This is a genomic window from Streptomyces sp. NPDC015127, from assembly GCF_043080095.1.
Classification (GTDB): domain Bacteria; phylum Actinomycetota; class Actinomycetes; order Streptomycetales; family Streptomycetaceae; genus Streptomyces.
In genome coordinates this window covers 429,969-443,482 of sequence record NZ_JBIBVE010000001.1, presented here as the reverse complement: position 1 = coordinate 443,482, position 13,514 = coordinate 429,969, and the positions used below count along the sequence as shown (strand labels likewise).

Annotated in this window: 14 protein-coding genes and 1 pseudogene; 10 read left to right on the top strand and 5 right to left on the bottom strand. The window is 69.9% G+C overall.

Annotated features, from left to right (window positions below):
- Window positions 1-98: 98 nt before the first annotated feature.
- From ACF08N_RS01820 to ACF08N_RS01810, 3 genes are all read left to right on the top strand, one after another.
- Complete coding sequence (locus ACF08N_RS01820) at window positions 99-776, top strand: GntR family transcriptional regulator (protein ID WP_392322561.1); 678 nt, start codon at window positions 99-101, stop codon at window positions 774-776.
- A gap of 513 nt (window positions 777-1,289) precedes the next feature.
- On the top strand, window positions 1,290-1,550 hold the full coding sequence (locus ACF08N_RS01815; protein ID WP_392322560.1) for a hypothetical protein: 261 nt from the start codon (window positions 1,290-1,292) through the stop codon (window positions 1,548-1,550).
- The gene (locus ACF08N_RS01810) at window positions 1,547-1,807 is read left to right on the top strand and encodes a hypothetical protein (RefSeq protein WP_392322559.1); all 261 of its coding nucleotides are present in this window, start codon (window positions 1,547-1,549) and stop codon (window positions 1,805-1,807) included. The genes ACF08N_RS01815 and ACF08N_RS01810 overlap by 4 nt, the downstream gene beginning before the upstream one ends.
- 67 nt (window positions 1,808-1,874) lie before the next feature.
- Here ACF08N_RS01810 and ACF08N_RS01805 read toward each other — a convergent pair whose 3' ends face one another.
- The 5 genes from ACF08N_RS01805 to ACF08N_RS01785 all read right to left on the bottom strand — a co-directional run bounded on the left by ACF08N_RS01805 (window position 1,875) and on the right by ACF08N_RS01785 (window position 5,236).
- Entirely contained in the window at window positions 1,875-2,960 is a 1,086-nt protein-coding gene (locus ACF08N_RS01805) for a trypsin-like serine peptidase (protein ID WP_392322558.1), read from the bottom strand.
- Between the two features lie 304 nt (window positions 2,961-3,264).
- On the bottom strand, window positions 3,265-3,723 hold the full coding sequence (locus ACF08N_RS01800; RefSeq protein WP_392322557.1) for an acyl carrier protein: 459 nt from the start codon (window positions 3,721-3,723) through the stop codon (window positions 3,265-3,267).
- Window positions 3,614-4,114, bottom strand: a complete 501-nt coding sequence (locus tag ACF08N_RS01795; protein ID WP_392322887.1) for a hypothetical protein — start codon at window positions 4,112-4,114, stop codon at window positions 3,614-3,616. Before ACF08N_RS01795 ends, ACF08N_RS01800 begins: the two co-directional genes overlap by 110 nt.
- Before the next feature lie 121 nt (window positions 4,115-4,235).
- Window positions 4,236-4,703, bottom strand: a complete 468-nt coding sequence (locus ACF08N_RS01790; protein ID WP_392322556.1) for a DUF4158 domain-containing protein — start codon at window positions 4,701-4,703, stop codon at window positions 4,236-4,238.
- A gap of 137 nt (window positions 4,704-4,840) precedes the next feature.
- On the bottom strand, window positions 4,841-5,236 hold the full coding sequence (locus ACF08N_RS01785; protein WP_392322886.1) for a hypothetical protein: 396 nt from the start codon (window positions 5,234-5,236) through the stop codon (window positions 4,841-4,843).
- Window positions 5,237-5,257: 21 nt separating this feature from the next.
- Between ACF08N_RS01785 and ACF08N_RS01780 the strand changes: the two are divergent.
- From ACF08N_RS01780 to ACF08N_RS01750, 7 genes and pseudogenes are all read left to right on the top strand, one after another.
- Window positions 5,258-5,457 (top strand): annotated as a pseudogene (locus tag ACF08N_RS01780) (substrate-binding domain-containing protein); the annotation flags it as partial.
- A 186-nt stretch (window positions 5,458-5,643) separates the two neighbouring features.
- On the top strand, window positions 5,644-6,825 hold the full coding sequence (locus ACF08N_RS01775; RefSeq protein ID WP_392322555.1) for an ROK family protein: 1,182 nt from the start codon (window positions 5,644-5,646) through the stop codon (window positions 6,823-6,825).
- A gap of 424 nt (window positions 6,826-7,249) precedes the next feature.
- On the top strand, window positions 7,250-8,773 hold the full coding sequence (locus ACF08N_RS01770) for a sugar ABC transporter ATP-binding protein (protein ID WP_392322554.1): 1,524 nt from the start codon (window positions 7,250-7,252) through the stop codon (window positions 8,771-8,773).
- On the top strand, window positions 8,770-9,804 hold the full coding sequence (locus tag ACF08N_RS01765; RefSeq protein WP_392322553.1) for an ABC transporter permease: 1,035 nt from the start codon (window positions 8,770-8,772) through the stop codon (window positions 9,802-9,804). The genes ACF08N_RS01770 and ACF08N_RS01765 overlap by 4 nt, the downstream gene beginning before the upstream one ends.
- A gap of 80 nt (window positions 9,805-9,884) precedes the next feature.
- The gene (locus tag ACF08N_RS01760; RefSeq protein ID WP_392322552.1) at window positions 9,885-10,931 is read left to right on the top strand and encodes a substrate-binding domain-containing protein; all 1,047 of its coding nucleotides are present in this window, start codon (window positions 9,885-9,887) and stop codon (window positions 10,929-10,931) included.
- A 44-nt stretch (window positions 10,932-10,975) separates the two neighbouring features.
- Complete coding sequence (locus ACF08N_RS01755; RefSeq protein ID WP_392322551.1) at window positions 10,976-12,226, top strand: Gfo/Idh/MocA family protein; 1,251 nt, start codon at window positions 10,976-10,978, stop codon at window positions 12,224-12,226.
- 12 nt (window positions 12,227-12,238) lie between these two features.
- Window positions 12,239-13,246 (top strand): sugar phosphate isomerase/epimerase family protein, encoded by a 1,008-nt coding sequence (locus ACF08N_RS01750; protein ID WP_392322550.1) that lies wholly within the window; start codon window positions 12,239-12,241, stop codon window positions 13,244-13,246.
- Window positions 13,247-13,514 lie beyond the last annotated feature (268 nt).

Sequence of the window (13,514 nt, the reverse complement as noted above, 5' to 3'; positions counted from 1 at the left end):
CGCGGATCTCGGTGTCAGGGCCACTGTGCTCGGTAGACTGTAGACGATAGCCAATCCGAGTCGCTTCGCCGTTGCTGTCGGCCTCGAGGGGGACCGTGATGTTGTCCGCAGGACTGCCCCAGGGAACCGTGCCCAAGCTGGAACGACCGGGCCCGCTGCGCGAGCGCGTGTACGAGGCACTGCTCGAACTGATCACGACCCGGGCCCTGCGCCCCGGCCAGCACCTGGTCGAGAGCGAACTCGCCGGCCACCTCGGGGTCTCCCGCCAGCCCGTGCGCGAGGCGCTCCAGCGCCTCAACACCGAGGGGTGGGTCGACCTGCGCCCGGCACAGGGCGCGTTCGTCCACGAGCCGACCGAGGCGGAGGCCGACCAACTGCTGTCGGTGCGCACGCTGCTGGAGGCCGAGGCCGCCCGCCTCGCCGCGGCCAACTCCGGCCGGGCGGGCATCGAGGCGCTCGAAGCACTGTGCGCCAAGGGCGAGCAGGCCGTCGCGGACGACGACGTCGACCAGGCGGTCGCCACCAACGCCGCTTTCCACGCCAAGGTGATGGAGCTCGCCGGCAACAGCGTCCTCGCCGAGCTGGCCGCGCAGGTCGACCGCCGGGTGCGCTGGTACTACACGCCCGTGGCGCGGCAGCGCGGTCGGCAGTCGTGGATCGAGCACCGCAGCCTGATCGCGGCCATCTCCGCGCGCGACGAACAGCGCGCCACGGAGATCATGAGGGCGCACACGGAGCACACCCGCAAGACGTACCACCAGCGCGAACAACCCTAGGACGCGCGTGGCTTTCGGCCGGTCGTCTTCTTGGCCGCGGCCTTTCTTCGCGGTCATCTTCTTCGCCGGCGCCGGCGCCCCCTCGGGCTGTGGCGGCTGCTTCCCCTCCGCCTTCGCGGCGATGACCTCCTCCAGCGCCTCGCGGTACTGGTCGGTCAGGGCGGGCATGTGGTCCTCGGACATCGCGTCCATGAGCCGCAGTGCCTCGTCCACTCCGAGCCGCCGATCTCAACCGGCGGCGGGACGAGCTCCTCGGGGCTGCGGATCTCGTCCGGCCAGTGCATCGACCTCTCTGCGGCGTCTCTTCGTTGTTTGACGTAACTTCGGGATTCCTGAGGAATTCTCACCACGTCCGACCGGTCTACGGTCAGGGTGAACGTGAGGGGGCTCGGGTTGGCGCCGGCTGTCGTACGGGACCTGCGTGAGTGCCGGCCGCCGGGTTCGTCCTCGAGCGGGCCTCGGCGAGGCTGGCGGACGGCACGATCCGCGGGGACGTCGGGCACACTGGAGCAGATGCGGGCATGGTTCGGTCCGCCGCTGTGGGAGATGGAGCCGCCCGACGCCGACATGTACTTCGGGAAGGTGTTGCGGTCGTCGCAGAGCGGCACCCGCCTGGGACGCTCCCAGGCGCTGACGACGTGGTTCCTGTTCCTTGAGCTGCGGCACAAGGTCCGAGATCCACCGGATGGAGGGCGGGCGATCGCGGTGCAAATCGGCCTCCCAGTCGGCCGGCTGGGGTGGTACGCCCAGGTCACGGTACGGTGCGCCTCATGAAGCGGATCGCGATAGGTGTGTGTGCGCTGGCTCTCGTTGGCGGCGCGGTGGCGGTGACGGTCGGGGCTGCGGAGGAGGACACGTCGGTAACGGTGCATACCGAGCCGGTGAAGACGCGCGCGGACTACATCGCCTTGTGGGAGGAAGCTTTGGCCAGGTCAGGTAAGGAGTTGCCGGCTGGGGTGGAGTCGATGAGCACGCAGGAAATCTTCGATGCGTGGGCGTTGGAGGCGGCGAAGTACGGCGAGCACGTCTGAGCTGCATGTTCACGACGAAGGGCCCTCGAGCTGGATGCTCGAGGGCCCTTCGGCTGTACAGGAAAGGCTAGCTGAGGGTGTTCGCGGTGTTGATGGTGTTCGCTGACTTCGAGTCGTACTCGCTGGAGAACACGTCGTCGTCGGCGCGGAGGCCGGTGTTGGGGTCATTCTCGTAGTGCGAGAAGTTGGCGATGATCCGCGGGTTGGTGGTGGACTTGCCCCAGATCCACGGGCCGCCGGAGGAGCCCTTGCCCTGGTCGCAGTCCATCTCCTTGCGGTCGTCGATGAACGGGTCGTAGGGGCCGGCGTCGACGGTGTTGCCGTAGCAGTAGTACATCCGCTCGCCGATAATGTCGGTGCGGTTGTATCCCTCACCGGGGTAGCCCGCGGCGTATACGTCTTCGTACTCCTCGACGTTATCGGCGAAGTAGTAGCCGAGAGCTCCAACGTTGTCCTGCAGCTTGCCGTGGGTCGGGTGGGGGTTGAGGACGAGGGCTGCGTAGTCAGCGTCGAAGGAGTCGCCGTTGTTCATCCAGTCGTCGTTGACGATCTTGTACTTGACGCTCCAGGCGCCGAAGGGGGCGCTCCCGTCACGGTAGCCGGGGATGAAGTACATGTCGTTCATGAAGCCGGCTGATCCGCTTCCGTCGCCGAGGTGCGCGCAGTGGCCGGCGGTCCAGAGGGTGTTGCGGTTGTTGGAGACGATCACCGATGCGCTGCACTTGGATTCGGTGGTGGCGCCGGGCTTCTTGAAGAACAGCTTGCCGACGATGGAGTAGGACGGGCCGGTGGTGTAGGGGACTTCCTGCGCGACGGCGATTTCGCCGGCAGCCATCTGTGTAGTCGTGGTGGTGGTGGTGCTGGTCTTGGGCTTCACCGCGTTGGCAGAGGCGAAGATCTTCTTGCTGCCGGTGCGTGCGGCGTCGGGGCCGGTGGTGTGCTTGCCGCGGTTGGTGGGGGTGTATTCCTTGGCGTTCTTCAGGCGTTCGGGGGTCCAGTACTCGCGTATCTCGCGGTCGGTGCTGGTTTCCTTGGAGACGGTGACGCCGGTGGGTTCCTTCGCCTGGTTCTTCGGTGCGGCTTGTGCGGTGAGGGGGGTGAGGGCGAGGGCTGCGGTGGTGGCGACGAGGAGTGCTGTGCGGTGGATGCGCATGGGCTCGCGTTCCTTCCGATGTTGATCTTGAGCCCGCATCCAACCATGGTCATGATCAGATAAGTTGGAGGAATCTTGCGCATCCAGCGAAGAACTGTGCGACAACCGCGAGTTCCCCCGAGCCCTAGTCTCTGCCCCGTGGCCAGGGGGTTCTTCCTCCTTCGTGCAGCTCAGTGACGTTGTGACGCAACTTCCGGATTTTTGAAGCGTTCTCATCTCGTCCGACATCCTGGCCTGGCTGGACCACCGGTGCCGGCGCAGGCGAGGGCGGTCAGGGCGAGGCGCCGCACCGTGGGCCGGAGGTTCAGGCGGTCGATGAGGCGTATGTTCGACCTTGGAAATGCTCCTCAGCTATTCGCGTCGTGTGATCCTTGTCCGCGGTCCGCGGTCCGCGGTCCGCGGTCCGCGGTCCGCGGTCCGCGGATGCGGAGACGAGCTGGGTGGCGATCTCTTCTGCGGTGAGGGTCATGAGCCATTCCCAGGACACGCGCAGCGGGACGTTGTAGCGTCGCCGAATTTCGCCTCCCACAAGTGCGGCCATCAGGGAGTCCATGCCGAGTTCGACGGGCCTGTCGCTGGCGCCGATCTCCATGTGAATCCGCTCCGCGAAGACGCTCTGGAGCAGTTGAGTTGTTCCTGAACAGCGGTCTGGGTCACAGCCTTCGTCCTTCCAACCCCGGGTCGCTGAGTGCGGCTTGTGCAGCCGCTGCGAAGGCGTCCATGTCCAGACGCACCTGGTTGCGCTGCTGGGCGCACGTCGCAATGAGTTCGGTAGCGTCCTCATCTGCGGCCCGGCAGGCCCTGTAGGCAGCCAGGGCGGCGTAGAGCACGGCAAGGTTGGCTAGCGCCGCGTATGCGGCGTCGACCACTGCAGGCGGCCCTTCGACAGTCACTGTTGCACCGGCCCGCTGCGCGGCATGCACGGAGCTTTTGGCAGTGTCGAGCAGATGCCCAGTCTCGTCGAGGTCGGCATGTTCATCACGCAGCTGGTGCCACACGGCAGACAGGTTGTCCCGAGCACGCGACGCGTCAGCCAGAAGAACGCTGTACGCCTCCCGGCGGGCTTGTCGCTGCACCTGCCTGTGCTGCAGGGCGCCCTGTGTGCGCACCTGCCACCGAGCAGAGAGCCCGGTGAAGGCTGCTGCGGCGGCCATTCCGGCAGATCCGACAACGGCGCCCAGTAGGGCCGCTAACGCTTGATCCATGCGTGGCATTCTGCCCAACCCACCTGCCGGGTACCGCGGGTTCGGCGGGCGCGGGCAAACCCAGGCCCGCCTAGGTACGGTTATGGCCGTGCCACCCGTCAGTTCGCCTTTGCCCCCCTTCGGAAAACGCGAGCCCACGGCCTTTGGACATGCGGACCAGGACGTCACGGGCCGCCGCACAGAACCGTTCCTCGAAGGTGCTGACCGCCTTGCCCACCAGCCGGGCGATCTGTCCTGGGGCCGGCGGCTCCAGCCGGTCCTTGCGGCAGCGGGCCACCACCGCCTCCGCCAGCCGGTTCCGGTTCAGCTCCACCCCGCACAGCTCGACCGCCAGCCACTCGGCGAGCTGGGCCTGGGCCTCCTCGGTGCACTCACGGAAGCCGAACGCGCCCCGGATCTCCATCCGGTGCCGCTTGATCGCCCGCCCCGACCAGTCGTAGGCGGCCCACTCCTCCGCGGGCACCTTCACCTGCTGGGCGACGTGTCGCGGATGGTCAGCAGGAGAACGCAGCAGGTGGATGTATGCCGTGCTCCGCACGGTCAACTCACCTGCCGAGGCACAGTCCTTCGTCGCCCGTTTTGCTTTCTCATCAGGGAGACGAGGCAGCCCCTCCGTGTGTGACGGCTGGACGCGCGTGAGTTTGTCGGGATTGATGACCCTGCGGTACGCGGTGGTCAGACCGTCTGTGATCTGGACAGTGTCCACGGAGTAGACCGGCCGTCGCGATAGAACGCCAGGGCGAGCTCGCCGCCGACCTCGGCGAAGTCGATGCGGTCCGGATGCCACTGGTGCCCCACCCGCACCATGACCTCGGCGACGCGCTCTCCGCCGTGGATGAGCTTGCGTGCCGCGAAGGCCTTGCCGCCGCCGCCGGTGACGTAGACGGCGTCCGGGTGCAGGAGCCTGACCAGGCCGGCCAGGTCCCCAGCCTCGTACGCTGCACGGAAAACCGCGAGGACGCGTTCACGCTCCGCCTTCGACGCCTGCGGCATGGACTGCTTCGCCCTGGCCACCCGACGTCGTGCCCGCGAGGCGTGCTGCCGGGCACCCGGCACAGAGACGTCCAGCACCTCGGCGATCTTGCCGAACTCAGGGTCCCGGAGGACGTGGCGGTCGGCTGCTTCGACGACTCGCCCGCCGCCACCGCGGCCAGCCCCGCACTCACCACCATTCGCCAGCCCTGGGACCGCATCAGCGCCGAGACGGTCCGCGTGCTGCTCGCCCGGATCGGCGGGGAGGAGCCGGCGGCGTGATCCTGCCCACGCAGCTGGTGAGGCGCCGGTCGACCTGACGCGGTTCAGGTCCGTGCCGGGGCCCGGTCACCGTTCTTTGTCCCGAGTGTGGAAGAAGTTGCCCCGGAATCGTGCGCAAGTCCTTCCCACTCCGGCAAAGCGCTGCTACGTTCCCCTCGAAAGCAGAACGGAAGTACCAGGGTTCCCGGGCCGAGGGCCGGGGAGGGGAGGGGTACGTGAGGCGCATGACGGCTCGACCCGCGAACGCGCACCAGGCGCGACTGCTTCGGCTGCTGCGTGACGGCGGACCCAACTCCCGGGCCCAGCTGGGCGACCAGGTGGACCTGTCCCGGTCCAAGCTCGCCGTCGAGGTGGACCGGCTCCTGGAAACCGGCCTCGTGGTCGCGGACGGGCTCGCCGCCTCGCGCGGCGGCCGCCGCTCCCACAACATCCGGCTCGCGCCCGCCCTGCGCTTCCTCGGTGTCGACATCGGTGCCACCTCGATCGACGTCGCCGTCACCAACGCGGAGCTTGAGGTCCTGGGGCATCTCAACCACCCCATGGACGTGCGAGAAGGTCCGGTGGCGATCTTCGAGCAGGTGCTGTCGATGGCGGACAAGCTCAAGGCATCCGGACTCGCCGAGGGCTTCGACGGGGCGGGCATCGGCGTGCCCGGCCCGGTCCGCTTCCCCGAGGGCGTTCCCGTCGCACCGCCGATCATGCCGGGCTGGGACGGCTTCCCGGTCCGCGAGGCGCTCAGTCAGGACCTCGGCTGCCCGGTCATGGTCGACAACGACGTGAACCTGATGGCCATGGGGGAGCAGCACGCGGGCGTCGCCCGGTCCGTGGGCGACTTCCTCTGCGTCAAGATCGGCACGGGCATCGGCTGCGGCATCGTCGTCGGCGGCGAGGTCTACCGCGGCACGACCGGCAGCGCGGGGGACATCGGGCACATCCAGGTCGAGCCGGACGGCAGGGCCTGCGTCTGCGGCAACAAGGGCTGCCTGGAGGCGCACTTCAGCGGCGCCGCGCTCGCCCGCGACGCCGAGGACGCCGCGCGCGCCGGCCTCTCGCCCGAGCTCGCCGCCCGGCTGGAGGCGGCCGGGCAGCTGACGGCCGTGGACGTCTCCGCGGCCGCGGCCGCCGGTGACGCCACCGCCCTCGACCTGATCCGCCAGGGAGGCAACCGGGTCGGCCAGGTCATCGCCGGGCTGGTCAGCTTCTTCAACCCCGGCCTCGTGGTGATCGGCGGCGGGGTGACCGGGCTCGGGCACACGCTGCTCGCCAGTGTGCGCACGCAGGTTTACCGGCAGTCCCTGCCGCTGGCCACGGGCAACCTGCCGATCGTGCTGGGGGAGTTGGGGCCGCAGGCCGGAGTCATCGGCGCGGCGCGGCTCATCAGCGACCACCTGTTCTCACCGGCCTGATCCGTCGGGCCGGCCCGCAGGGCCAGGCACCACGCGCACCACCTCGCACGGCACAACCGTCGCCGCACCGCCGGCACCACCAGCACGGCACCGCCCCACCGGCACCACCAGCACGGCACCGCCCCACCGGCACCAGCACCAGACGGCACCACCAGCACCGTCGGCACCACCAGAACCACCAGCACCATCGGCACGGTCCGGCCCCACCCGCACGGCCGACCGTCGCCGCGCACCCCGCGACGCCCCCGCACCACGGCACGCCCCCGGACCACCATCGCACCCGCACCTGTCGACGCACGAGCCGCTCCACGACGTGCCACCCACCCGCACGCCCCCGCCGCACCGACGGGGGCGCCCCGGGCCCGCCCTCGTACCCTCATCCGCCCTGCCCGCTCACCGGCCGCACCCGCCGAGGGGAATCGTCATGGCACCAGAACCACCCCTGCTCACCATGTCCGGCATCACCAAGTCGTTCCCGGGCGTCCGCGCCCTGGACGGCGTGGACCTGGAGGTCCAGGCCGGCGAAGTCCACTGCCTCCTCGGGCAGAACGGCGCAGGCAAGTCCACCCTGATCAAGGTCCTCGCCGGCGCCCACCGGCCGGACGGCGGAGAGATCACCTGGCGCGGCGAGCCCGTGTCCCTGAAGTCGCCCATCGCCGCCATGCGCCTCGGTATCGCCACCATCTACCAGGAACTCGACCTGGTGGAAGGGCTGTCGGTCGCCGAGAACGTCTTCCTCGGCCACGAGCCGACATCCGCCGGATTCGTCGTACGCGGCGCCGCCGCCCGGGCCGCCACCGCACAACTGCTGCGCAGGCTCGGACACAGCGAGATCGACCCGGCCCGCCAGGTCGGCGACCTGTCCGCGGCCCAGCAGCAGATCGTCTCGATGGCGCGTGCCCTCTCCCACGACGTGCGGCTGATCGTGATGGACGAGCCGTCCGCGGCGCTCGACCCCGACGAGGTCGACAACCTCTTCCGTATCGTCGGCGCGCTCACCGCCGAAGGCGTCGCCGTCGTCTACATCTCCCACCGGCTGGAGGAGATCCGCCGCATCGGCGACCGCGTCACCGTGCTCAAGGACGGCCGCGCCGTCGCCGTCGGCCTGCCCGCCGAGTCCACCCCCACGCGCGACATCGTGGCGCTGATGACCGGCCGCAACGTCGAGTACGTCTTCCCCGAGCGGCCGGACACCGCGGCCGCCTCCGGGCGCGAACCGGTCCTGCGGGTCGAAGGACTCGCCAGGCAGGGCGAGTTCGCGCCCGTCGACCTGGAGCTGCGGCCCGGAGAGATCGTCGGCCTCGCCGGACTCGTCGGCTCCGGACGCAGCGAGATCCTGGAGACGATCTACGGCGCGCGCAGGCCCAGTGCGGGCCGTGTCCTCGTCGACGGCATCCCGCTGCGCCCCGGCAGCGTCCGCTCCGCCGTCCGCGCCGGCATCGGCCTCGCACCCGAGGAACGCAAGGCGCAGGCCCTGCTGATGCTGGAGTCCGTGACGCGCAACGTCTCGGTGTCCACCCTCTCCCGCTTCTCCCGCGCCGGCTGGCTCGACCACCGCCAGGAGCGGGCGGCCGCCCGGCAGGCCACCAGGGAACTGTCCCTGCGGCCCGACAACCCCGACGCCCGTATCCGCACCCTGTCCGGCGGCAACCAGCAGAAGGCCGTGCTCGCCCGCTGGCTGCTGCGCGGCTGCAAGGTGCTCCTCCTCGACGAGCCCACCCGCGGCGTCGACGTCGGCGCCCGCGCCGAGCTGTACGCCGTCATCCGCCGGCTGGCCGACGAAGGGCTCGCCGTGCTGCTCGTATCCAGCGAAGTGCCCGAGGTCCTGGGTCTGGCCGACCGTGTGCTGGTGCTGCGCGAAGGCAGCGTCGTGCACACGGCCGACGCCCGGGAGCTCGACGAACACCGCGTACTCGATCTTGTGATGGAAGGGAGCCCGACGGCATGACGCAGCCAGCTTCTGCGGCGCAGAAGGACGCGCCGGCCGCCACCGCCACGTCCGCACCGGCAGGCGGGGGGTGGCGCAGGCCGCTCGGACTGCGCGCCGACGTCCGCAACCTCTCGCTCCTCGGCGTCCTCGCCGTGCTGATCGCCGTCGGCGGCATCACCAAGCCCGACGAGTTCCTCGCGTCCAGCAACCTCCAGCTCGTACTGACCCAGGCGTCGGTCATCGGTGTCGTCACCGTCGGCATGACGTTCGTCATCACCAGCGGCGGCATCGACCTGTCGGTCGGCGCGATCGTCGCACTCGCCTCCGTATGGGCCACGACCGTGGCCACCCAGGAATACGGCTTCGCCGGGATCCTCTTCACCGCCGTGATCGTGGGCGTGGGCTGCGGTCTCGTGAACGGTGTGCTCATCGCGTACGGCGGGATGGTGCCGTTCATCGCCACCCTCGCCATGCTCGCCTCGGCCCGCGGACTCGCGCTGCAGATCACCGACGGCAAGACCCAGATCGTCACCGTGAACTCGGTGCTCGACCTCGGTGTCAGGGACGCTTACATCCTCGGAGTCCCGCCGCTGGTGCTCGTCTTCGCGGCCGTCACCGTCATCGGCTGGCTGCTGCTCAACCGCACCACCTTCGGCCGCCGCACCGTCGCCGTCGGCGGCAACGCGGAGGCCGCGAGGCTCGCCGGCATCGACGTACGGCGCCAGCGCCTGTACCTGTACCTGCTGTCCGGCCTGTGCTGCGGCATCGCCGCGTTCATGCTGATCGTGCTCGCGGGCTCCGGCCAGAACACCAACGGCAATCTGTACGAACTCGACGCCATCGCCGCCGCGATCATCGGCGGCACCCTGCTCAGCGGCGGCCGCGGCACCATCGTCGGCTCCGTCCTCGGCGTCCTGGTCTTCACGACGATCACCAACATCTTCGCGCTCAACAACCTGGAGACCGCGGTCCAGCAGATCGCCAAGGGCGCGATCATCGTCGCCGCCGTCCTCGTCCAGCGCCGCACCCTGCGCGGCGGCGACGCCTGACGCCTCCCGCGCTCGCACTCCTCCCCCAACCCGCACCGCCCATACCGCCCACACCGCCCAGTCAAAGGGGTAGACCCGCCATGCCGCACATCCCCTCCACCAGCCGCAGAGGACTGCTGTTCGGCACCGCAGCCGTCTCCGCCGGAGCACTGCTGACGGCCTGCACCAGCAACGAGCCCAAGAAGCAGGAACAGGCCACGAACAACGCCCCGGTCGCCGACGACAAGCCCGGCAAGGCCGTCACCATCGGCTTCGCCGGCCCCCAGGCCGACCACGGGTGGCTGAACGCCATCAACCAGAACGCCAAGTCACGCGCCGAGAAGTACTCCGACGTCACCCTGGAGATCACCGAGGGGTCCAACGACACGGCCGCCCAGATCGGCCAGGTCCAGACCCTCATCAACAAGAAGGTCGACGTCCTCGTCATCCTGCCCGCCGACGGCAAGGCGCTCACCCAGGTCGGCCTCCAGGCCATGAGGGCGGGCATCCCCGTCGTCAACCTGGACCGCATCTTCGCCTCCCCGCAGGCATACCGCTGCTGGATCGGCGGCGACAACTACGGCATGGGGCTCAACGCGGGCAACTACATCGGCGAACAGCTCAAGGACAAGCCGAACGCCAAGGTCGTCGAACTCGCCGGACTCGACAACCTCGAACTCACCAAGCAGCGCACCCAGGGCTTCGACGACGCGCTGAAGAACTACCCCAACATCAGGAAGGTCGCCCGCCAGGCCGCCGACTTCACCGTCGAGTCCGGCCAGGCCAAGATGGCGCAGCTGCTCCAGGCCCAGTCGCAGTTCGACGCCCTGTGGAACCACGACGACGACCAGGGCGTGGGCGCCCTGCGCGCCATCGCCCAGGCCGGCCGCGACGACTTCCTGATGGTCGGCGGAGCGGGCGCCAAGTCCGCGATGGACGCCATCAAGGCCGACAACAGCGTGCTCAAGGCCACCGTCCTGTATCCGCCGACGATGGCGGCCTCCGCCATCGACCTGGCGCGCGCGCTCGGACAGGGCAAGGGCATCAGCGGCATGGCCGAACTGGAGATCCCGGCCTCCCTGACCCTCTACTCCGCCGTCGTCACCAAGGACAACGTCGACGAGTACCTGCCCACCGGCTTCAACTGACCGGCGCGCCGCCCCCACCGTGCACACCGACGAGGAGAAACCGTATGGAACAGAGGGACAGTGACGCCACCGCGCCGGCACTCGGCGTGGGCATGGTCGGCTACGCGTTCATGGGTGCCGCCCACTCCCAGGGCTGGCGCACCGCGGGCCGGGTGTTCGACCTGCCGCTGCGGCCGGTCCTCGCCGCGGTCGCCGGCCGCGACGCGCACGCCGTGCGCGCGGCGGCCGACAGACACGGCTGGGCGGCCGCGGAGACCGACTGGCGCGCCCTCGTGGCCCGCGACGATGTGCAGCTCGTCGACATCTGCACACCCGGGGACAGCCATGCGGAGATCGCCGTCGCGGCGCTGGAGGCCGGCAAGCACGTCCTGTGCGAGAAGCCGCTCGCCAATTCGGTGGCCGAGGCCGAGGCCATGGTCGCGGCCGCCGAAGCGGCCCGCGCGCGGGGGCAGGTGGCGATGGTGGGCTTCAACTACCGGCGCGTGCCCGCTCTCACCTACGCGCGCCGGCTCGTCGCCGAGGGCAGGCTCGGCACGCTGCGCCACCTGCGGGTCACCTATCTCCAGGACTGGCTGGTCGATCCCGACTTCCCGCTGACCTGGCGCCTGGAGCGCGAGCACGCCGGGTCGGGGGCGCTCGGCGACCTCGGCGCGCACATCGTCGACCTCGCGCAGTACCTGGCGGGGGAGGTGCTGGTCGGGGTCTCGGCACAGCTGGAGACCTTTGTGAAGGAACGGCCGCTGCTGCGGGGGGCATCGGCGGGTCTGACCGCGTCCGGCGGCAGCCAACGGGGAGCGGTCACCGTCGACGACGCGGCCGTGTTCACCGGGCGCCTCGCCTCCGGGGCCCTCGCCTCCTTCGAGGCGACCCGGATGGCGTCGGGGCGCAAGAACGCCCTGCGCCTGGAGATCAACGGCGAACTCGGCTCGCTCGCCTTCGACCTGGAGCGCCTCAACGAGCTGTCCTTCCACGACCACCGCGAGCCCGCCGTCACCGCGGGTTTCCGCCGCATCCTCGTCACCGAGGCGGAACACCCCTACCTGGAGGCGTGGTGGCCGCCGGGCCACGCGCTCGGCTACGAGCACACCTTCGCCCACCAGGCCCGCGACCTGGTCGAGGCCATCGCCACCGGGGCGCAGCCGGTGCCCTCGTTCGCCGACGGGCTCCAGGTGCAGCGGGTGCTCGCCGCGGTGGAGGAGAGCGCGCAGAAGAACGCCGTGTACACCCCGGTGCCGGCGGCCGGGGCGGAAGAAGGAGCGGAACAATCAGCCCACGCAGTACGGGCACAGGTCTGAGAAGGAGGTCCCATGCCACGTCCGTTCACTCTGTTCACCGGTCAGTGGGCCGATCTGCCGCTGGAGGAGGTCTGCCGGCTGGCCCGTGAATTCGGCTACGACGGTCTGGAACTCGCCTGCTGGGGCGACCACTTCGAGGTGGACAAGGCTCTGGCCGACCCGTCCTACCTGGACGGCCGGCACGCGCTGCTGGAGAAGTACGGCCTCACGTGCTTCGCGATCTCCAACCACCTCGTCGGCCAGGCCGTCTGCGACCACCCCATCGACGAACGGCACCAGGCCATCCTGCCCGCCCGCATCTGGGGCGACGGGGAGCCGGAGGGCGTGCGGCAGCGGGCCGCGGCCGAGATCAAGGACACCGCGCGTGCGGCGGCGGCCTTCGGGGTCGACACGGTCATCGGCTTCACCGGCTCGTCCATCTGGCACCTGGTGGCGATGTTCCCGCCCGTGCCGGAGCGGATGATCGAGCGCGGCTACGAGGACTTCGCCGAGCGGTGGAACCCGATCCTCGACGTCTTCGACACCGAGGGCGTCCGCTTCGCCCACGAGGTCCACCCCAGTGAGATCGCCTACGACTACTGGACCACGAAGCGGGCCCTCGAAGCGGTCGGCAACCGACCCGCCTTCGGGCTCAACTTCGACCCGAGCCACTTCGTCTGGCAGGACCTGGACCCGGTCGGCTTCCTCTACGACTTCCGGGACCGGATCTACCACGTCGACTGCAAGGAGGCCCGCAGGCGTCTGGACGGGCGCAACGGGCGGCTCGGCTCCCATCTGCCGTGGGGCGACCCGCGGCGCGGCTGGGACTTCGTGTCCGCCGGGCACGGCGACGTGCCCTGGGAGGACGTGTTCCGGATGCTGCGGTCCATCGGCTACGAGGGGCCCGTCTCGGTGGAGTGGGAGGACGCCGGGATGGACCGGCTCGCCGGGGCGCCACAAGCGCTTGCGTATCTGAAGCAGTTCGACTTCGACCCGCCCAGCGCCTCCTTCGACGCCGCCTTCTCGGGCGGCGACCAGTAGAACCTGCCTGGCCCGAGCCCGGCGGCGGTGATGCCGCCGGGCCGGTCCGACACGCCCCGACACGCCTTTGTCCTGCTACGGGAAAAAGTTCAACTTCCCCGGTGCACAAGGGCTTTCGGTCCCGGATGAACCCGGCTACCGTCCCCTCTCGTGTACACGACATAGGTGGTCCAGGAGTGACGGCGCACTCCGGTTCCACGGCATCCAGCCCGGCGCGGAGCTCTCGCAGCCCAAGGACGAACACCCGCGAGCAGCGCCGCTCCACGAG

What these genes read in the sequence shown, in the direction of transcription:
- ACF08N_RS01775 (WP_392322555.1), top strand. Translation starts at nt 5,644, where the DNA reads ATGACGGCTCGACCCGCGAACGCGCACCAGGCGCGACTGCTTCGGCTG.
- ACF08N_RS01755 (WP_392322551.1), top strand. Translation starts at nt 10,976, where the DNA reads ATGGAACAGAGGGACAGTGACGCCACCGCGCCGGCACTCGGCGTGGGC.
- ACF08N_RS01765 (WP_392322553.1), top strand. Translation starts at nt 8,770, where the DNA reads ATGACGCAGCCAGCTTCTGCGGCGCAGAAGGACGCGCCGGCCGCCACC.
- ACF08N_RS01820 (WP_392322561.1), top strand. Translation starts at nt 99, where the DNA reads ATGTTGTCCGCAGGACTGCCCCAGGGAACCGTGCCCAAGCTGGAACGA.
- ACF08N_RS01760 (WP_392322552.1), top strand. Translation starts at nt 9,885, where the DNA reads ATGCCGCACATCCCCTCCACCAGCCGCAGAGGACTGCTGTTCGGCACC.
- ACF08N_RS01770 (WP_392322554.1), top strand. Translation starts at nt 7,250, where the DNA reads ATGGCACCAGAACCACCCCTGCTCACCATGTCCGGCATCACCAAGTCG.
- ACF08N_RS01795 (WP_392322887.1), bottom strand. Translation starts at nt 4,114, where the DNA reads ATGGCCGCCGCAGCAGCCTTCACCGGGCTCTCTGCTCGGTGGCAGGTG.
- ACF08N_RS01815 (WP_392322560.1), top strand. Translation starts at nt 1,290, where the DNA reads ATGCGGGCATGGTTCGGTCCGCCGCTGTGGGAGATGGAGCCGCCCGAC.
- ACF08N_RS01805 (WP_392322558.1), bottom strand. Translation starts at nt 2,960, where the DNA reads ATGCGCATCCACCGCACAGCACTCCTCGTCGCCACCACCGCAGCCCTC.
- ACF08N_RS01810 (WP_392322559.1), top strand. Translation starts at nt 1,547, where the DNA reads ATGAAGCGGATCGCGATAGGTGTGTGTGCGCTGGCTCTCGTTGGCGGC.
- ACF08N_RS01750 (WP_392322550.1), top strand. Translation starts at nt 12,239, where the DNA reads ATGCCACGTCCGTTCACTCTGTTCACCGGTCAGTGGGCCGATCTGCCG.